Raw genomic sequence first — 19,477 nt, 5'->3', positions numbered from 1 at the left:
CCTCCTGTCCCGCACGTCCCCCACGCACCCGCCCAAGGGTAGGCCGCCCCACCGACAGCGAGGTGCTCGCGGGCCCCCGTCAGGGCGCCAGCCAGCCCGGCCTGACCATCCCCGACTCGTACGCCAGCACCACCAACTGCGCCCGGTCCCGCACCCCCAGCTTCGTCATGATCCGGCTCACGTGCGTCTTCGCCGTCGCCGGGCTCAGCACCAGCCGCGCCGCGATCTCGTCGTTCGTCAGCCCCGCCGCCACCAGCCGCATCACCTCGGCTTCCCGCTCGGTCAGCGCGTTCAGCCGCGGCCCCGGCTCCGGCGCCTTCACCCGGCCCGCGAACTCGGCGATCAGCCGCCGCGTCACCGACGGGCTGATCAGCGCGTCGCCGCGCGCCGCCACCCGCACCGCGTGGATGAGCTCCTCCGGCTCCGTGTCCTTGACCAGGAACCCGGCGGCGCCGGCGCGCAGCGCCCCGTACACGTAGTCGTCGAGGTCGAACGTCGTCAGGATGACGACCCGGACGTCCGCCAGCCGCTCGTCCGCGGCGATCCGCCGGGCGGCCTCCAGGCCATCCGTGCCGGGCATCCGGATGTCCATCAGGACGATGTCGGGGCGCAGTTCGCGGCATGCGGCCACCGCCTCGGCGCCGTCGCTCACCTCCCCGACCACGTCGAGGTCGGCCTCGTCCTCCAGGATCGAGCGGAAGCCGGCGCGCACCAGCTTCTGGTCGTCCGCCAGCAGAATCCTGATCATGGCTGGGCGTGCTCCGTTCCGTAGGGCAGCCGGGCCGTGACGACGAAGCCGGCGCCGCCCGGCCGCGGCCCCGCGGCCAGCTCCCCGCCGACCGCCCGCGCCCGCTCCCGCATCCCGCCGATGCCGCTGCCACCACCGCTCCCGCCGCCGACGCCGCTCCCGCCGCCGACGCCGCCGCCGACCGCGCCGATCCGGGCCCCGACCCCGGCCGCGGCCCCGCCACCGGCTCCGGCCCCGCCCCCGGCGCGGGCCTCGGCGGCGCTGCCCCGCCCGTCGTCCTCGACCGTCAGCCGCAGCTCACGCTCACCGTAGTCCAGCCGTACGGTCACGGACGTGGCCCCCCGCGCATGCCGCGCGACGTTCGTCAGCGACTCCTGCACGACGCGGTACGCCGTCAGGTCCAGCTCCGCCGGCAGGGCCCGCTCCGCGCCCGCCACCACCGTGCGCACCCGCAGTCCCGCCGTGCCCGCCGCCCGCTCGGTCAGTTCACCCAGGCGCGCCAGCCCCGGCGCGGGCGCCGTCGGCGCCTCGTCGTCGACCTGCCGCAGCACCCCCAGGGTGGCGCGCAGCTCGCGCAGCGTCTCGCGGCTCGTCTCCTTGATGGTCGCCAGGGCGTCGGCCGCGGCCGGGTCCGGGGCGTCGCTCTTCTTCAGCCGGTGCAGGGCGGCCCCCGACTGGACGTTGATGAGCGAGATGTGATGCCCGATCACGTCGTGCAACTCGCGTGCGATGCGCAGCCGTTCCTCGGTCGCGCGGCGGCGCGCCTCGCCTTCGACGTACGCCCGGCGCCCGTGCCACATCGCGCCCAGCGCCACCACGGCGACGACCCAGCCGGTGAGCATGAACAGCGCGATGCCGTTGACGTCGTCATTGCCCGACATCGTCCCCGCGGCGGTGCCGGCGACGACGAGCGCGCCCAGCGCCACCGCCGCGCGCAGCCGCCCCGCGGCGGCCACGCAGTACAGCGCGATGACGAGCACGACGAACAGCGGACCGTCGTACGCACTGTTCACGTAGTAGACGCCGACGGCCAGGGTGACGAACGTGCCCACGGCGACCGGATGGCGGCGGGCGAAGTACAGCGCCCCGCAGGCGAGCGCGATCAGCACCCAGCCCAGCGCCGTCGTCGCCCACGGTTCCCTGCGCTGGCCGACGAACGCCTGCACCGTGCCCAGCGCCACCAGCACGCCCGTCCCGGCCGCGAGGGCGGTGTCCGCCGCGCGGCCCTGGGGCAGGCGGAGCTGACGTACGGGCAGGGGCACGACCCCAGCGTACGTGCCCGGGCGCACGCCCCGGAGCGAAGGCACACACCCCCGTGAGCCCCCGCGAACCGCCCCCGCGACAGGCGGGCACGGCGGAAGCCCGCCGCCCCGAGGGGACGACGGGCTTCCGTCTGTCGTGCTGCTTCCTGCGTACTGCCTGCTAAGCCACCCGGCCCGCGGTCAGCTCTGGCCGCCGGCCAGCTTCTCGCGGAGCGCCGCCAGCGCCTCGTCCGAGGCCAGCGCGCCGGAGTCGTCGGCACCCTCGGAGGAGTACGAACCGCCGCCGGTCGGAGCCGGCGCCGAGTCGCCCGCCTCGGCCGCCGCCTGGGCGTCGGCCTCGCGGGACTTGACGACCTGCGCCTGGTGCTGCTCGAAGCGGGTGTGGGCCTCGGCGTACTGGCCCTCCCACTCCTCGCGCTGCTTCTCGTACCCGTCGAGCCACTCGTTGGTCTCCGGGTCGAAGCCCTCGGGGTAGATGTAGTTGCCCTGGTCGTCGTACGAGGCGGCCATGCCGTAGAGCGTCGGGTCGAAGTCGACGGCCATCGGGTCGGGGCCGAAGGTCTCGTTCGCCTGCTTCAGCGAGAGGCTGATGCGGCGACGCTCCAGGTCGATGTCGATGACCTTGACGAAGATCTCGTCGCCGACCTGGACGACCTGCTCCGGAATCTCCACGTGCCGCTCGGCCAGCTCGGAGATGTGGACCAGGCCCTCGATGCCCTCGTCGACACGGACGAACGCGCCGAACGGCACGAGCTTCGTGACCTTGCCGGGCACGACCTGACCGATCTGGTGCGTGCGCGCGAACTGCTGCCACGGGTCTTCCTGGGTCGCCTTCAGGGACAGCGAGACGCGCTCGCGGTCCATGTCGACGTCCAGGACCTCGACCGTGACCTCCTGGCCGACCTCGACCACCTCGGACGGGTGGTCGATGTGCTTCCAGGACAGCTCGGACACGTGCACCAGTCCGTCCACGCCACCCAGGTCCACGAAGGCGCCGAAGTTGACGATCGAGGACACCACACCCGATCGCACCTGGCCCTTCTGCAGGGTGGTGAGGAAGGTCTGGCGGACCTCCGACTGGGTCTGCTCCAGCCAGGCGCGGCGGGACAGAACCACGTTGTTCCGGTTCTTGTCCAGCTCAATGATCTTGGCTTCGAGCTCCTTGCCGACATAGGGCTGCAGGTCGCGCACGCGGCGCATCTCGACCAGCGACGCGGGCAGGAAGCCCCGCAGGCCGATGTCGAGGATGAGACCGCCCTTGACGACCTCGATGACGGTACCGGTGACGATGCCGTCCTCTTCCTTGATCTTCTCGATGGTGCCCCACGCGCGCTCGTACTGCGCGCGCTTCTTCGAGAGGATCAGCCGGCCTTCCTTGTCCTCCTTCTGGAGCACAAGGGCCTCGATCTCGTCGCCGACGGCGACGACCTCGTTCGGGTCGACGTCGTGCTTGATCGAGAGCTCCCGCGATGGGATGACACCCTCGGTCTTGTAGCCGATGTCGAGCAGGACCTCGTCCCGGTCGACCTTCACGATGACGCCGTCGACGATGTCGCCGTCGTTGAAGTACTTGATCGTCTCGTCGATCGCGGCGAGGAAGGCTTCCTCGGAACCGATGTCGTTGACCGCGACCTGCGCAGTGGCGGCCGCGGTGTTCTCGGTGCTGCTCGTCATGTGGGATTGGGCTCCGGTACGGGCAAGTTGAGTCGTCGTCACTCCACGCCGAGAGCCCTGTGATCGCACCGCCGAAGCCGGACAGCCTAAGAGGCGCTTTCCCGACTCCACCAGGAAGTCCGGCAGCGCCTCGTGAACCGAGGGGACATACAACAGATGCGAGCGCGGCCTGCTCCGTCCGAGGCACGCAGGCCCGCAGCGCAACTTGTAGCATACGGGGGCAGCCGGGCATGGTCAATGCGCGAAGAGTGCACCTGGGGCATGCCGCCCCATACCTGGCAGTAGTGGCGCCCCGTCACTCTCGCGCGTGGCAGGAAGGTACTACGACGGTCCGGCCGATGGTCCACGAGTACGAGAAAAGTGCCGGCGGCGGTGCCGCTGACGCGGATGTTCCGGCAGAGGCTACCCGACGGCCCGTCCCCGCGCGGGAAACCCGGCAGGCGAGCCGTGGCTGGTGGGACCGCAACGCCGACGACTATCAGCGCGAACACGGCGGCTTCCTCGGCGGCGCGGACGGCGCGCGCTTCATCTGGGGCCCGGAAGGGCTGGACGAGGCCGAGGCGCGGCTCCTCGGGCCGGCGGGTTCGCTGGCGGGGCGCACGGTGCTGGAGGTGGGCGCGGGGGCGGCACAGTGCTCGCGCTGGCTCGCGGCGCAGGGGGCGCGGCCCGTAGCGCTGGACCTCTCGCACCGCCAGCTCCAGCACGCACGCCTCTCGGCCCTCGAAGCGGCGGAAGCCCCGCCGTTTCCGCTGCTGCAGGCGGACGCGACCGCGCTGCCGTTCCGCGACGCGGCGTTCGACCTGGCGTGCTCCGCGTACGGCGCCGTGCCCTTCGTCGCCGAGCCGGTCGCGGTGATCCGCGAGGTCCGGCGGGTGCTGCGCCCGGGCGGGCGGTGGGTCTTCTCCGTCACCCACCCCGTGCGCTGGGCCTTCCCGGACGAACCGGGCCCTGAGGGGCTGTCGGTCGCCGCGTCGTACTTCGACCGCACGCCGTACGTCGAGCAGGACGACGAGGGGCGCGCGGTCTACGTCGAGCACCACCGGACGCTCGGCGACCGGGTCCGCGACGTGGTGGACGGCGGCTTCCGGCTGCTCGACCTGGTGGAACCGGAGTGGCCGGAATGGCACGACCAGGAGTGGGGCGGCTGGTCGCCGCTGCGCGGGCACCTGATCCCCGGGACGGCGATCTTCGTCTGCGAAGCGGCCTGAAAGACCTGACCAGCCTGACCAGCAGGAGCAGCCCGAGCGATCCGGCCGCGTGACGGGCGCCCGCCGCCCGGGGCGCGGGCCGTAGCACACTGGCGTCCGTGGCCCTCCGCTCCAACGCACTCGACGCCCTGCCCGTACGGCACGCGCTCCCCGCCCTGCGCGCCGCCCTCGACGGCCCCGGCGCCGCCGTGCTCGGGGCGCCGCCCGGCACCGGCAAGACCACGCTCGTGCCCCTGGCGCTCGCCGGGCTCGTCCCCGGCGCCCAGGCCCCGCCCCGCCGGGTGCTCGTCGCCGAGCCCCGCCGCATGGCGGCCCGGGCCGCCGCACGCCGCATGGCGTGGCTGCTCGGCGAGGAGGCCGGCGACCGGGTCGGGTTCACCGTCCGCGGCGAACGCCGCGCCGGGCCCCGCACCCGCGTCGAGGTCGTCACCACCGGCGTCCTCCTCCAACGCCTCCAGCGCGACCCCGAGTTGGCCGGCGTGGACGCCGTACTGCTCGACGAGTGCCACGAACGACACCTCGACGCCGACACCGCACTCGCCTTCCTCGTCGACGTACGCGCCACCCTCCGCCCCGAACTGCGCCTCGTCGCCGCCTCCGCCACCTCCGACACCGACGCCTGGGCCCGGCTCCTGGCCGCGCCCGACGGCGGCGCCCCCGCCCCCGTCGTACGCGGCGAGGGCACGATGCACGCCGTGGCCATCGGCTACCGCCCCCCGCCCGCCGGCGTACGCCCCCCGCACGGCACCCGCGTCGACCCGGCGCTGCTGGCCCACATCGCCGACGTCGTGCGCGAAGCCCTGCGCCGCACCGACGGCGACGTGCTCTGCTTCCTGCCCGGCGTCGGCGAGATCGCCCGGGTCGCCGGGCTGCTCACGGACACGGCCGCAGAAGTGCTGCAGTTGCACGGGCAGGCACCGGCCGACGTGCAGAACGCCGTACTGCGCGGAAGCGCCCCCGGCGAGCGGCGCGTGATCCTGTCGACCGCGGTGGCCGAATCCAGCCTGACCGTGCCGGGGGTACGGACCGTCGTCGACGGCGGACTCGCCCGCGAACCGCGCATGGACCACGCCCGCGGGCTCGGCGCGCTCACGACCGTACGGGTCTCCGCCGCCACCGCCACCCAGCGGCTCGGCCGCGCCGGGCGCGAAGGCCCCGGGCTCGCCCTGCGCTGCTGGCCGGAGGCCGAGGACGGGCGGCTGCCGCGCTATCCGTCACCGGAGATCGCCGTCGCCGACCTTGCCCCCTTCGCCCTCCAGGCCGCCTGCTGGGGCGACCCCGAGGCCACCGGACTCGCCCTCCTCGACACCCCGCCGCCCGGCGCGATGGCCGCCGCCCGCGACGTGCTGCGCGCAGTCGGCGCCGTCGACACCGCCGGCCGCCCGACACCCCGCGGCACCCGCCTCGCCCGCCTCGGCCTGCACCCCCGGCTCGGCCGCGCCCTCATCGACGCCGCCGCCGAAGCCGGCCCGCGGGCGGCGGCGGAAGCCGTGGCACTGCTCAGCGAGGAACCGCCGCGCCCGTACGGCGACGACCTCGCCGCCGCCTGGCGCCGCGCCCGCCGCGGCGGCGACGCCTACGCCACCCGCTGGCGCCGCGAGGCCCAGCGCCTCCGGCGCGCCCTCGGCACCGCCGCGGGCGACCCGGCCGTGGACCGGCGACGCGCAACGCCCGGGACCGCCCCACCGGAAGACGCCGCCGCACCCGGCCGGCGACCGACCGCGCCCGCCGACCCCGGCGACAGCGGCACCCCCGGCGACGCCCCGGCCGGACCCGCCCGCGGAAACGGCGGCGCGCTCGGCGACGACGCCGTCGCCGGGCTCGTCGCCGCCCTCGCCTTCCCCGAGCGCGTCGCGCGCGGGCGCGGCGCCGGGTCGTACCTCATGGCCTCCGGAACCCGCGTCGAAACCGGCGCCGAATCCGCCCTGCGCGGCCAGCCGTGGCTGGCCGTCGCCGTCGCCGACCGGCCCGTCGGCGCCGCCGGCGCCCGGCTCCGGCTCGGCGCACCCATCGACGAGGACACCGCCCTGCGCGCCGCGGAAACACTCCTCGCCACCGAAGACGACGTCACCTGGGCCGCCGAACGCCGCGAAACCGTCGCCCGCCGCGTCACCCGCCTCGGCGCGATCGAACTCCGCGCCCGGCCCCTCCCCCGCCCCGACCCGGCCCGCCTCCGCGCCGCCCGCCTCGACGGGCTGCGCCGCGAAGGCACCGCCCTGCTCCGCTGGTCCGACCACGCCCGCGCACTGCGCCGCCGGCTCGCGTTCCTGCACCGCGCACTCGGCGACCCCTGGCCCGACGTCTCCGACGACGCACTCCTCACCCGCGCCGACGACTGGCTGGACGACGAACCGCGCCGCGTCGACGCCGGCCGCGTACTCCAAGGGCTCCTCCCCTGGACCCGCGGCGAAGCCGCCCGCCTCGACGAACTGGCCCCCGAACGCGTCGAGGTGCCCAGCGGCTCCCGCATCCGCGTCGACTACGACGACCCGCAGCAGCCCGTACTCGCCGTCAAACTCCAGGAACTCTTCGGCCTGGAGCACACCCCGCGGATCGCGGACGGCCGCGTACCGCTCCTGGTGCACCTGCTGTCACCCGCCGGCCGCCCCGCCGCCGTCACCGCCGACCTGGAGTCCTTCTGGCGACAGGGCTACCCCGCGGTCCGCGCCGAACTGCGCGGCCGCTACCCGAAGCACCCCTGGCCCGAGAACCCGGCCACCGCCACGCCCACCCGGCACACCACGCGCCGCACGAACGCCGGCCGCTGACCGGCGTTCGCCCGGCGTGTGGCCGCTACCCGCCGGGCGACTACTCGACCGTCAGCTCCAGCGTCAGCGTCACGCCCTCGCTCGTGGTCAGCAGCAGCAGGAACGTCCCCGCCTCGTCGCCCGCGTGGATCACCGGCAGCTTCACCGTGCCGTCCGCGAGCGTCGTCAGGTTCAGCTTGCGGACCGGGTTGCCCTCCGCGTCCGCGAAGTACGGGCCCTTGTCGTTCTGCTCGCCCGCCGCCGTGACCATCGCCGCCGTCACCGGCGCCTCGGCAGCCGGACCGCCCCGGTACGTCACCTTGGCCTCGACCGCACCGAACTCGCCGCCCGCCGCCGCCTTCAGCGCCCCGTCACCGACCCGGGCCAGCCCGTACGACGCCTCCACCGCGGCGGCGAAGTCCACCGGGCTCACGCCGCGGCCCGTCGTCGCGCGGATCGTGAAGTCACCGGCCAACTGCCCCGCCTTGACCACCGGCGCCGTCGCGTAACCGGAGGAGTTGGTCGTGACGGACGCGGTCTTCCCGCCACCGGCGAAGACCGCACCGGTCTGCCCGCTGATCGTGAACGTGACCGTCTTGCCGGACACGCCGGCGCCCCGCGACGTCACGCCCCGCACCTTCGGCCGCTCCGCGAAGTCGGCACCCGTGTACGCGGTGGCCGACTGCGGGCTCGCCACGCGCAGGTCCGCAATGGTCGGCGCCGGCTGACCGGGGTCCTCGTCCCCGCCGGGCGGCGGGGTGGGCCCGGGCGTCGGGTCGCCGCCGCCCTTGCCGCCGCCCTTGTCGTCGTCCTTCTTGTCGCCGCCCTTGCCGGGCTTGTCGCTGTCCGAAGGGGTCGGCGACGGCGACGGCGTGTTGATGCCGTCGCTCCGGTCCCCGGGGTCCGCACCGGTGCCGTCGGGCACCGCGTCGGCGCCACCCTCCTTGTAGAAGTCGTACCAGGTCAGGACCGTACGGAGATACGACTCCGACTGGTTGTACCCGAGGATGGCGGCTTCCAGATCGGCCTGCGAGGACAGGTCACGCCCGCCCGCACACAGATACCGCCCGGCGGCCAGCGCCGCGTCGTAGATGTTGTCCGGATTGCGCTGGCCGTCGTCGTTGCCGTCGGTGCCCCAGGTGGCCCACGTCGAGGGGATGAACTGCATCGGGCCGACCGCACGGTCGTGGCTGGTGTCCCCGTCGTACTCGCCGCCGTCGGTGTCCGTGATGTTGGCGAAGCCGTTGCCGTTCAGCACGGGACCGAGGATCGGGTTCCGGGTCGTACCGTCCGCGGTCACGTCGCCGCCGCGGGCATGCCCGGACTCCACCCGGCCTATGGCCGCCAGCAGCTCCCACTCCAGGTTGCACCCGGGGTTGCTCCGCGCGAGCCGGCTCTCGGCCTGCTTGTACGCGTCGAGAACCGTCGCCGGTATACCGGAGTCGTCGGCCTCGTCCTCCAACTCACCACCCGGAGACGGGTTGGCGCTCTCCAGCGGCGGCAGATCGGTGTAGTAGGGAGAGCCACCCGTGATCGAGTCCTCCCCGCCCCCCGGCGCCTGGTCGGGCGCGCTCTTCCCGGGTGCCTCGGGCCCCGCCGAGAGCCCCGGCGCCTGCGACGCCGTGAGCGCCGCCATCGCGGCGGCGGCCACCGCCGCGGTCATCGCACCCTTGCGCAGTCGTCGTCGCGTCGGCGCAGACATCGCCTACCCGTCCCCTCCGTAGGTCTGCAGGCTCCCCCGCACAGCAATGCTCGCGACCATACGTCAAGTTGATGCCGCGTTCTACCGCCTGTGGATGAACGGTAACCGCCCCCGCACACCCCTCGGACACCCCTAGGACACCGGGGTTTGGAGGCGGGGTCGGGGTCAGTACTTCGGCCCGACGTGGGCGTCCATGAGGACGACGGAGGCGCGCTTGGCGACGGAGATGTTCTTCGCCAGGCGGTTCTGGCGGGCGGGCTTCCATTCGACGCCCACCTGGTCAAGTGCGGCGCAGAACAGCCGGACGATGTCGGCGGAACGGTTGGTGAAAAAGTAGCGGGGGTACTCATAGCGCTTCGGCACACCCCTGACAGGGCGCACAGTCCAGTTGGTGATCCGGCACCCGTCGGAATGGATCAGACCGCGGATGAACGGCCACGGGTATGCGCCGACGATGTGCTGCTGCCAAGTCTCCAAAGTGATCGGCCGCCCGTGCTTGGGCCCGGGGCCGTGCTGCGGGAACAAGCACGGCCAGTGGATGCTGTAACTGGTCACCGACACGCACCCTTGCTGTTGCACACGGCAGACCTTGTTCTCCGGCCGGACCGCACGGATGGCGTCGGCGCAGGCGTCGATGAGCCCTGGCCACGCGTCAGCGCAGGCAATGCGCAGCGAGTAGTTGCCGCGCGGCTGGCGGCTGACGCATCCGTCACCCAGGTATAACCCCAGGAGGTAGGCGTACGCCTCAGGATCCGTCGGCATGCCCGGCACCGGGCGGCAGCGCACACACTCACCTCGCTTCGCCACTGAGGGGAGCGGCTCGATCCGCACCTTCCAGTCACGGATCGCGGCCCGCGATATGCCCATCTCCTTGCTCACGGAGTTCATGCTTCGGCCCCCGGCGACCAGAGAGAGTGCCCGCTTGCGCGTGTCAAGGTCGTACACGCAAGCGAGACTGTCCGAAGAACGAGCCGGATGGGGAGAAAATCCCAGCCGATCACCGGAATGCGTGAAGATCCACAGCGGGCGACAGCCTTGAATTCAAAGGCGAGTGCCCCGGGTGGGACTCGAACCCACACTGAATACCTTTTGAGGGTATCGTCTCTGCCGATTGGACTACCGGAGCTCCTGCGATCCGAAGGTGAGTCTAACCCCTCCGGCGCTCAAACATACAGGAGATAGGTACCCTCGTGGGTGCCCACTCCCAGTCAGTAACACCCCGAGGAGCACCGTGAGCGCCCCCGAGACCCCCGAACCCCCGGAGGACATCGCCGCCGCCAGCGCCGGAGGCGACGAGCACGTGCCGCCGCAGACCACCCGGGTCGTCATCGCCGAGGACGAGGCCCTCATCCGGCTCGATCTCAAGGAGATGCTGGAGGAGGAGGGGTACACCGTCGTCGGCGAGGCGGGGGACGGGGAGACCGCGGTGCGGTTGGCGCGGGAGCATCAGCCGGATCTGGTGATCATGGATGTGAAGATGCCCGTGCTCGACGGGATCTCCGCCGCCGAGCAGATCGCCGCCGACTCCATCGCCCCGGTGCTCATGCTCACCGCGTTCTCCCAGCGCGAGCTGGTCGAGCGGGCGCGGGACGCGGGGGCCATGGCGTATCTGGTGAAGCCGTTCAGCAAGGGTGATGTGGTGCCCGCCATCGAGATGGCCGTCTCGCGTTACACGGAGCTGAAGACGCTGGAGAAGGAGGTCGTCGACCTCACGCAGCGGCTGGAGACGCGGAAGCTGGTGGACCGGGCGAAGAGCGTCCTGCAGACGGAGTACGGGCTGTCGGAGCCGGCGGCGTTCCGGTGGATCCAGAAGACGTCGATGGACCGCCGGCTGTCGATGCAGCAGGTGGCCGAGGCTGTGATCGAGGACGACGCGGAGAAGAAGGCGAAGAAGAAGCAGGGCTAGCGGGAACCAGCGGAGGCGTTTCCGTACGGCCTCCGTGAACCGCTTGAGCGGCCCGTGCCCCCCTCCCCGGGGCGCGGGCCGCTCTGGTTGCGGGCGGGTTCTCAGTCTTCGCCGAGGTAGGCCTTGCGCACGGACTCGTCGTGCAGCAGTTCCTCTCCGGTGCCCGACAGGACGATCTTGCCGACCTCCATGACGTGGCCGTGGTCGGCGATGGAGAGCGCGGCCTGGGCGTTCTGCTCGACGAGCAGGATGGTGGTGCCCTGGGACTTCAGTTCCCGGATGGTGTCCATGATCTTCTGCATCATGATCGGCGAGAGGCCCATGGAGGGTTCGTCGAGCATGAGCAGCTTGGGCCTGGACATCAGGGCCCTGCCCATGGCGAGCATCTGCTGCTCGCCGCCGGACAGGGTGCCGGCGGCCTGCTTGCGCCGTTCGCCGAGGATCGGGAACAGCTCGTAGCACATGGTGATGTCCTGCTCGATGCCCGCCGTGTCCTTCCGGAGGAAGGCGCCGAGTTGGAGGTTCTCGGTGATGGTGAGGCGGGGGAAGAGCCGGCGGCCCTCCGGGGAGTGGGCGAGGCCCATGGCGACGATCTTGTGGGCGCCGATGCCGTCGAGGGGCTGGCCGTCGAAGAAGATCTTTCCGCCGGCGGGCTTCAGGAGTCCGGAGAGGGTGCGCAGGGTCGTCGTCTTGCCGGCGCCGTTGGTGCCGATGAGGGTGACGACCTCGCCCTTCTGGACGCTGAACGAGATGCCTTTGACGGCTTCGATCTTGCCGTAGGCGACCTTCAGGTCGTCGACCTGCAGTAGCGCGGTCACGCGTCGCCCTCCTTGCTGGTCTTGGTGGTGCTGCCGCTCCCGGTGTCCCGGGCGCGCGCCTGCTCGGCGGCGGCGACCTCGGCGGCGCCCTCGTCCTCGGGGGCGCCCTCGAAGGGGGTCCCGAGGTACGCGGCGACGACGCGGTCGTCGCTCTGGACGACTTCCGGGGTCCCCTCGACCAGTTTTTCGCCCTGGACGAGGACGGCGACGCGGTCGCAGAGCCCGAAGATGAACCGCATGTCGTGCTCGATGACGAGCACCGAGATGCCCTGTTCGCGGATCGCGAAGACCAGTTCGCGGGTGGCCCGGGTCTCCTGCGGGTTCATGCCCGCGGTGGGCTCGTCGAGGAGCAGCAGTCCGGGTTCGCTCGCCAGTGCCCGGGCGATTTCCAGCTTGCGCTGTTCGCCGTAGGGGAGGTTGCGGGCGAGGTGGTCGCGTTTGGCGGCCAGCCCGGTGAACTCCAGGAGTTCCATGGCGCGCGCTTCGGACGTGGTTTCCGCCTTCTTGAAGCCGGGGCCGCGCAGGAGTGCGGACCACAGCCCTTCGCTGGTGCGGGTGTGCCGGCCGACGAGGACGTTTTCCAGGACCGTCATGTTGGCGAAGAGACGGATGTTCTGGAAGGTACGGGCGACGCCCGCCTCGGTGACGCGGTGGGAGCGGTGTGGCAGGACCGTGCCCCGGTACCGGACGGTGCCCTCGGTGGGGATGTACAGCCCGGTCATGCAGTTGAAGAAGGTGGTCTTGCCGGCGCCGTTGGGGCCGATGAGGCCGACGATCTCGCCCTGGTCGACGGTGAGGTCGACGTTGCGTACGGCGGTGAGGCCGCCGAAGCGCATGGTGACGCCGCGGGCGTCCAGGACGGTGCCGCCGACCGCCGGTTCCCTGGCGGGGATGGTGTCGCTGGCCATCGGTGTCACACCCCCACCTTGCTGAGGCCGGTATCTTCCTTGGGCACGTCGAGCTGACCGGTGTCGTGGAACTCCAGTTGCTTCCTGCGGTCGGCGATGAGGCCCTCCGGGCGGAAGCGCATGAGCAGGACGAGCGCCACGCCGAAGAGCAGCAGTTGGTATTCCTGCACGAACTGCAGCTTGGCGGGGATCAGGTAGAGCAGCGACGCGCCGATGAGCGGGCCGCTGACGGTGCCCATGCCGCCGAGGATCACGGCTGCGAGCAGGAACGCGGAGTTGGGCGGTACGGCTTCGACGAACTTGTACTGGGTGGGCGTGACGGTGTAGGTCACGTGTGCCTGTACGGTGCCCGCCATGCCGGCCAGGGTGGCGCCGAGCGCGAAGGCGAGGAGCTTGAGCCGGAAGGCGTTGATGCCCATGGCCCGCGCGGCGGTCTCGTCCTCGCGGATGGCGACCCAGGCGCGGCCGATGCGCGACTGGTCCGCGCGCCGGAAGATCGTGACGATCACGACCGTGAACACCAGCATGAGCAGGAAGTAGTTGGAGAACCGGCCCAGCTCGGTGCCGAGGATGGTGTGTTCCTCGCCGAGGTTGAAGCCGAAGAGCTCCAGTTCGGGGATGTTCGGGATGCCGTTGGGCCCGTTGGTGATGTCGGGGCCGGAGTCGCCGTCGAGGTTCTGCACGCCGATGCGGAAGATCTCGCCGAAGCCGAGGGTGACGATGGCGAGGTAGTCGCCGCGCAGCCGCAGGGTGGGGGCGCCGATGAGGACGCCGAAGACGAGCGATGCGGCGGCGCCGGTGAGCACGGCCGCCCAGAACGGGAAGGTGACCCCGATGGTGGAGGTGGGCGCGCCGGAGACGAGGGCCGCGGTGTAGGCGCCGACGCCGAGGAAGGCGACGTAGCCGAGGTCGAGCAGGCCCGCGAGGCCGACGACGACGTTGAGGCCGAGCGCCACGGTGGCGAAGATGAGGATGTTGGTGCCGATGCTGGCGTAGGCGTCGTTGCTCTGGGTGAACGGGAAGGCGAAGGCGGCGACGAAGGCCGCGGTCACGGTCACGTTGCGGTGCTTGCTGGTGAGCTGGCCCAGTTGCCGGGTGAGGCCGGCGCGGCCCACGGCGGGGAACGCGAAGGAGACGAGCACCATGTAGCCGATGAAGAGTTCGGCGTAGTCGGTGTCGATTCCGAACGTGAAGACGTACAGGCCGAGGGCGAAGGAGACGGAGATGATGACGATCTCCACCCAGCCGGGCAGGTCCTTCAGCTTCCCGGGGGTCGGTGCCTTCAGCGAGTGTACGAGCCGTTCCCAGGGGTTGGCGGGCGGCTTCTCGGTGTCCACGGGGACGTCGGAGGGCAGCCCGAGGGCGCCGACGGCGGCGGTCAGGGCCATGGCGACGGCGATGTAGCCGCCGGGGTCGACGTTGATCAGGCCGCCGAGGTTCTTGATGATGGCGCCGACGGTGTAGCCGGTGACGCCGAGGGTGCCGAGCGCGAGCAGCCGTACCGCGCTGTGGGGCCCGGCGGGGGTGAGCCAGCGCAGGCCGCGCACGCCGCTGCCGGAGAGCAGGAACAGCAGGGTGAGCAGGGCGCCGGTGAGCGTCAGGAGCTGCAGGCCGCCGGGGTATCCGTAGACCGTGAGGTTGCCGGGGAACTCCTCCGTGTAGGTCCACGAGAGGAAGGTGGAGATGAGGGTGCCTACGGCGCCGCCGTAGGCGAGGAGCCGGGCGGTGCCCGGCGGCAGGGGCAGCGCGCCGCCCGCGGGGGCGGTGGCGGATGCGGTGGTGTTCTCCAGGGTGGTCATCGCTATCACGCCCGATCCGCGACGCGTTCGCCCAGCAGGCCCTGGGGCCGCAAGAGCAGTACGAGAATGAGCAGGACGAACGCCCAGACGTCCTTCCAGGCACCGCCGCCGAGTTGTTCCATGCCGGGGATGTCGGCGATGTAGGCGGTGGCCAGGGCCTCGGAGAGGCCGAGGACGACGCCGCCGATCATGGCGCCGTAGATGTTGCCGATGCCGCCGAGGACGGCGGCGGTGAAGGCCTTGAGGCCGGCGATGAAGCCCATCTTGAAGTTGACCTCGCCGTAGCGCAGGCCGTGGGCGATGGCCGCGATGGCGGCGAAGGCGGCGCCGATGGCGAAGGCCATGACGATGATGCGGTCGGTGTTGATGCCCATGAGCTTGGCCGTGTCCGGGTCCTGCGAGGTGGCCTGCATGGCGCGGCCGGTGCGGGTCTTGGAGACGAAGAAGCCGAGGGCGATCATGCACACGGGGGCGGCGATGAGCAGGTAGAGCTCGCCGCGTTCGATGGTGAACGCGCCGAAGTCGAGGCGGGGGCCGGAGAACTCCGGGAAGGGCCGGGACTTCGTGGCGTCGGGGTACCAGGCCCAGATGGCCTGCTGCAGGGCGATGGACAGGCCGATCGCGGTGATCAGGGGGGCGAGCCGGGGTGCGCCGCGCAAGGGGCGGTAGGCGAAGCGTTCGGCGCCGACGCCGACGAGGACGGAACAGATGACGGCCAACAGGATCATCAGTGGCAGGGCGACGAGCAGGCTGGTGCCGTCGGGCATCCAGAGCCACATCGTCAGGGCGCCGAAGCCGCCGATCATGAATATCTCGCCGTGGGCGAAGTTGATGAGCTGGACGATGCCGTACACCATCGTGTAGCCGATGGCTATGAGCCCGTACAAGGCGCCGAGTAGCAGGCCGTTGGCAAGTTGCTGCGGCAGATCGTTCACCGCTGGGCCTCCGAGTGGGTGTCAGATATGGCCGCGCGGGGGGCGCTGTGTGCGCCCCCCGCGCCGCGTGCGGTCTGTGTGATCAATGGGCGGTGGTGGTCGCCCCGGTCAGCCTTCGAACTCGCCGCTGGTCAGCGGCACGTGCTCGCCGTCCTTGACCTGGTACAGCGACAACTGCTTGTTGGTGGTGTCGCCGAACTCGTCGAACCCGACGCTGCCGGTCACTCCCTCGAAGGAGACGTCGTTCATGGCCTCGGTGATGGCGAGGCGGGCCTCGTCGGTGTCACCGGGCAGTTCGCCGTCGTTCTCTTCGACGACGGTCTTCACGGCCTGGATGATGGCCCAGGTGGAGTCGTAGCTGTAGCCGCCGTACGCCTCGTAGGCGTCCTCGTAGCCGGCGGCCTCGTAGTTCTTGATGAACTCCTTGGCGGTGTCCAGCTCGGTCAGCGGCGCGCCGACGGAGCTGGCCATGTCGCCCTCGGCGTTCTCCTTGGCCAGCGCGACGTACTCGGCGCTGAACAGCGCGTCGCCGCCGACGGTGGGGATCTTGGCCCCGGCCTTCTTGACCTGGGCGGCCAGCGGGGCGCCGGCCGGGTACTCGCCGCCGTAGTAGACGAACTCGGCGCCGGAGTTCTTGACCTTCGTGGCGATGGCCGCGAAGTCCTTGTCGTCGGGGTTGACGTGGTCGGTCCCGACGACCTTGCCGCCGAGCTTCTCGAACTCGTCGGCGAAGGTGCCGGCGAGGCCGGCGCCGTAGGTCTTCTTGTCGTCGATGACGAAGACCTTCTTGAGCTTCTCTTCGTTGTAGAGGTACTGCGCCGTGTACGGGCCCTGGATGGCGTCGGTGGTGGCCACGCGGAAGTACGTGTCGAAGGGCCGCGTCTTCTCGCCGGACTGCCATTCCTCGCCCTGGGTCAGGGCGGGGTTGGTGTTGGCGGGCGAGACCTGGACGAGGTCGGCGTCGGCGAAGACCTTCTGCATGGACTGGCCGACGTCGGAGTTCAGCGGGCCGACGACGCCCATGACGTCCTCGTTGCCGACGAGCTTGGTGGCGTTCTGCTGGCCCTGCTGGGCCTGCGCCACGTCGTCGAGGGGTTCGAGCTCGAACGTGACGCCCTTGACCTCCTCGTTTTCGTTGGCCGTCTTCACGGCGAGCTCGGCGGAGTTCTGGATGCCGATGCCCAGGGCCGAGAGGTCGCCCGTCAGCGGGGCGTCGAGACCGATAACGACGGTCGTTCCGTCGCCACCGCCCCCGTCTTCGCTGTCGTCGTCGCGGGAACCGCAAGCAGACAGCGTGAGAGCCCCTGCGGTGACCGCAGTGGTGAGTATGAGCAAGGAACGGTGACGCACGATCAGTCCTTTCCCCTGGCGCGGCCTCGACTGCGCAGAGTGGGCCGGTGCACGCGGCAGGCGTCGGATGGTGACCTGCTGCGCGGTGACTGGGCGTGACTCTAAGCCGCCCCGGGTCGAGGGGGCAGAGGTGCAGGCCATGCTGTGACTCTCTTGTTATGACCCTTACAGCTACCGGGCGCGCCGACGGGCGTGGTCTGTGCCGGATCCGCGGAGTCCGGACGCCCGAACGGGCGTGAAGCCGCTGCTGGTGTCCTATGCGCCGGGGGCAGCCCGCGGAGCGGGTTCGCATATCGTACGCAGCGCCCGGGACAGTTCTGCGGCGTAGGTCGCGCCGAGGATGGAGCTGTAGTCCTGTATTGCGCGCGTGTTACGCAGCGTTACGCGCAGGGAGGGCAGACTCGCGTCGAGGGGGAGGCCGGCGCACTCGGTGACCTCGAACCTGACGGTGACCCGGATCGGTTGGCCTTCGGGGAGCCGGAGCGGCAGTGGGGGCCGGGCGGACAGTTTCAGGCCGCCGTAGCCCTGGGTGATCTTCTCCAGTGAGGCGCCGCTGTCGGAGGTGGCGATGAGCTGGGCGTCAAAAGCGGTATCGCCGGTTTTGGGGGTTTCTATCCCGAGAAAGGAGAAGTCCGTCGACTGGATCGGGTACGGCACGGGCGCGGGCGGCTCCGGCTCCGGCCGTGTGGCCAGGACGTATGCGCCGAGAGCGGCCAGCGCGGCGAGGCCGGCGCCGGTGGCGGCGAGCCGGCGGGAGCGGGGCGGCAGCGCCGTCCAGCGCTCGCCGAGGCGCGGTTCCGCGGAGCCGCCGCCGAGGATCTCCGCGGGCGGGCCGGGGTCCGGCTCGGGGCCGGGCTCCGGCCGGGTGGGCGCGCTCATGGCCGACAGAGTAAGGGCGTTCGCCCGTCGGGGCAGGGGGCCGTGCACGCCCGCGTCCGACTACCGAACGTGCGCGAACGGCGGCGGGAGCCGGGGCTGAAGCCCCTTCCCGCCGCCGTTTCGGCTACCGAGGCGGTCCGCGGGCCGCGGGGCGCCGTCAGCGTCCCGCGGCCGGGCGGGACGCGGTCAGAAGTCCCACTCGGCGTCGTCGAGCTCCGCCCGCTTCTCGCTGTCCGCACCCGCGAACGCGGCGCCCGCCATGCCCGCGGCGAGGGTGGCGCCGTCGGCGGGGTCGATCAGCAGGAACGAGCCGGTGCGCCGGCAGTCTCCGTAGGCGTCCATGGGCAGCGGCTCCGAGGTGCGGAGTACGACGCGGCCGATGTCGTTGACCTCCAGGGACCCCGGGGCGGGGTGGTGGGAGAGGTCGTCGAGGGTGAGCCGGTCGGGGATCTGCTTGACGATCGCCTTGACGGTGCGGGTGGTGTGCTTGAGCAGCACCCGGGCGCCGGGGGTGAGCGCGGTGTCGTGCAGGTGGCAGACGGTGGCCTGGATGTCCTGCGTGGCCTCGGGGGCCTGCTCGGTGGGGGCGATCATGTCGCCGCGGGAGATGTCGATGTCGTCGGCGAGCCGGATGGTGACCGACTGGGGCGCCCAGGCGGCGTCGACGCTCTCGCCCAGCACGTCGATGGCGGCGATGCTGGAGGTGTGGCCGGACGGCAGCACGGTGACCGGCTGGCCGACGTGGAAGATGCCGGAGGCGATCTTCCCGGCGTAGCCGCGGTAGTCGCGGTGGTCCGCGGTCTGCGGGCGGATCACGTACTGCACGGGGAAGCGGGTCACGCGGCCGCGCGGGTCGTGGTCGATCTGCACGGTCTCCAGGTGCTCCAGCACCGTGGGGCCCGCGTACCAGTCCATGGTGGCCGACGGGGTGACGACGTTGTCGCCCTCCAGCGCCGAGATGGGGATGGTGGTCACGGCGGGCACGCCGAGGGCCTTGGCGTACTTGGTGAACTCGGCGGCGATCGTGGCGAAGACGTCCTCGGCGTAGCCGACGAGGTCCATCTTGTTGACGGCCAGGACCACGTGCGGCACGCGCAGCAGCGCGGCGACCGCGGCGTGCCGGCGGGTCTGCTCGACGACGCCGTGCCGGGCGTCCACGAGGATGACCGCCAGCTCGGCGGTGGAGGCGCCGGTGACCATGTTGCGGGTGTACTGCACGTGGCCGGGGGTGTCGGCGAGGATGAAGCGGCGCCGGGGCGTGGCGAAGTAGCGGTACGCCACGTCGATGGTGATGCCCTGCTCGCGCTCGGCGCGCAGCCCGTCGGTGAGCAGCGCCAGGTCGGGGGCCTCCTGGCCGCGGCTGGCGGAGGCGCGCTCGACGGCCTCCAACTGGTCGGCGAGTACCGACTTGGAGTCGTGCAGCAGCCGGCCGACGAGGGTCGACTTGCCGTCGTCGACGCTGCCCGCGGTGGCGAAGCGCAGCAGCGAGACCTCGGTGAGCGCGGCCGGCTCCGTGGTGGTGGGTGGGTTCACGGTCATGA

The 19,477-nt window shown here is 71.8% G+C and carries 15 protein-coding genes and 1 tRNA gene; 3 read left to right on the top strand and 13 right to left on the bottom strand.

The window, feature by feature from the left end:
* Positions 1-79: 79 nt before the first annotated feature.
* The 3 genes from O7599_RS31445 to rpsA all read right to left on the bottom strand — a co-directional run bounded on the left by O7599_RS31445 (position 80) and on the right by rpsA (position 3,684).
* Entirely contained in the window at positions 80-748 is a 669-nt protein-coding gene (locus O7599_RS31445) for a response regulator transcription factor (protein WP_281618998.1), read from the bottom strand.
* Entirely contained in the window at positions 745-2,010 is a 1,266-nt protein-coding gene (locus tag O7599_RS31440; protein WP_281618997.1) for a histidine kinase, read from the bottom strand. Before O7599_RS31440 ends, O7599_RS31445 begins: the two co-directional genes overlap by 4 nt.
* Before the next feature lie 180 nt (positions 2,011-2,190).
* Entirely contained in the window at positions 2,191-3,684 is a 1,494-nt protein-coding gene (gene rpsA / locus O7599_RS31435) for a 30S ribosomal protein S1 (RefSeq protein ID WP_281618996.1), read from the bottom strand.
* Positions 3,685-4,022: 338 nt separating this feature from the next.
* Between rpsA and O7599_RS31430 the strand changes: the two genes are divergently transcribed.
* On the top strand, positions 4,023-4,892 hold the full coding sequence (locus O7599_RS31430; RefSeq protein WP_281618995.1) for a class I SAM-dependent methyltransferase: 870 nt from the start codon (positions 4,023-4,025) through the stop codon (positions 4,890-4,892).
* Between the two features lie 98 nt (positions 4,893-4,990).
* A complete protein-coding gene (locus tag O7599_RS31425; RefSeq protein WP_281618994.1) occupies positions 4,991-7,660 on the top strand; it encodes an ATP-dependent helicase C-terminal domain-containing protein in 2,670 nt (889 codons plus the stop codon).
* Positions 7,661-7,700: 40 nt separating this feature from the next.
* On the opposite strand, the gene O7599_RS31420 is transcribed toward O7599_RS31425, so the two are convergent.
* From O7599_RS31420 to O7599_RS31410, 3 genes are all read right to left on the bottom strand, one after another.
* Positions 7,701-9,101 carry a hypothetical protein gene (locus tag O7599_RS31420; RefSeq protein ID WP_281623593.1) on the bottom strand — a complete coding sequence of 467 codons (1,401 nt, stop codon included), beginning with the start codon at positions 9,099-9,101 and terminating at the stop codon, positions 7,701-7,703.
* A 405-nt stretch (positions 9,102-9,506) separates the two neighbouring features.
* Entirely contained in the window at positions 9,507-10,286 is a 780-nt protein-coding gene (locus O7599_RS31415; protein ID WP_281618993.1) for a helix-turn-helix domain-containing protein, read from the bottom strand.
* A 107-nt stretch (positions 10,287-10,393) separates the two neighbouring features.
* Positions 10,394-10,467, bottom strand: a tRNA-Leu gene (locus tag O7599_RS31410).
* A 105-nt stretch (positions 10,468-10,572) separates the two neighbouring features.
* On the opposite strand from O7599_RS31410, the gene O7599_RS31405 reads away from it, so the two are divergent.
* Positions 10,573-11,247: a response regulator gene (locus O7599_RS31405; protein ID WP_281618992.1), complete on the top strand. Its 675-nt coding sequence runs from the start codon at positions 10,573-10,575 to the stop codon at positions 11,245-11,247.
* Between the two features lie 101 nt (positions 11,248-11,348).
* Here the strand turns inward: O7599_RS31405 and O7599_RS31400 are convergent, their stop codons facing one another.
* The 7 genes from O7599_RS31400 to O7599_RS31370 all read right to left on the bottom strand — a co-directional run bounded on the left by O7599_RS31400 (position 11,349) and on the right by O7599_RS31370 (position 19,475).
* Complete coding sequence (locus O7599_RS31400; RefSeq protein ID WP_281618991.1) at positions 11,349-12,065, bottom strand: ABC transporter ATP-binding protein; 717 nt, start codon at positions 12,063-12,065, stop codon at positions 11,349-11,351.
* A complete protein-coding gene (locus O7599_RS31395; RefSeq protein ID WP_281618990.1) occupies positions 12,062-12,973 on the bottom strand; it encodes an ABC transporter ATP-binding protein in 912 nt (303 codons plus the stop codon). Before O7599_RS31395 ends, O7599_RS31400 begins: the two co-directional genes overlap by 4 nt.
* A 5-nt stretch (positions 12,974-12,978) precedes the next feature.
* Positions 12,979-14,772 (bottom strand): branched-chain amino acid ABC transporter permease, encoded by a 1,794-nt coding sequence (locus O7599_RS31390; protein WP_281618989.1) that lies wholly within the window; start codon positions 14,770-14,772, stop codon positions 12,979-12,981.
* A 5-nt stretch (positions 14,773-14,777) separates the two neighbouring features.
* Positions 14,778-15,707 (bottom strand): branched-chain amino acid ABC transporter permease, encoded by a 930-nt coding sequence (locus O7599_RS31385; RefSeq protein WP_281618988.1) that lies wholly within the window; start codon positions 15,705-15,707, stop codon positions 14,778-14,780.
* A gap of 108 nt (positions 15,708-15,815) precedes the next feature.
* Positions 15,816-17,057 (bottom strand): branched-chain amino acid ABC transporter substrate-binding protein, encoded by a 1,242-nt coding sequence (locus O7599_RS31380; RefSeq protein ID WP_281618987.1) that lies wholly within the window; start codon positions 17,055-17,057, stop codon positions 15,816-15,818.
* A gap of 255 nt (positions 17,058-17,312) precedes the next feature.
* A complete protein-coding gene (locus tag O7599_RS31375) occupies positions 17,313-17,936 on the bottom strand; it encodes a hypothetical protein (RefSeq protein ID WP_281618986.1) in 624 nt (207 codons plus the stop codon).
* Positions 17,937-18,122: 186 nt separating this feature from the next.
* Positions 18,123-19,475 (bottom strand): GTP-binding protein, encoded by a 1,353-nt coding sequence (locus O7599_RS31370; protein ID WP_281618985.1) that lies wholly within the window; start codon positions 19,473-19,475, stop codon positions 18,123-18,125.
* Positions 19,476-19,477 lie beyond the last annotated feature (2 nt).

The organism is Streptomyces sp. WMMC500 (genome assembly GCF_027497195.1).
GTDB lineage: Bacteria > Actinomycetota > Actinomycetes > Streptomycetales > Streptomycetaceae > Streptomyces.
Note: the sequence above shows the minus strand (reverse complement) of the source record. Positions and strands in the feature narration are given on the sequence as shown.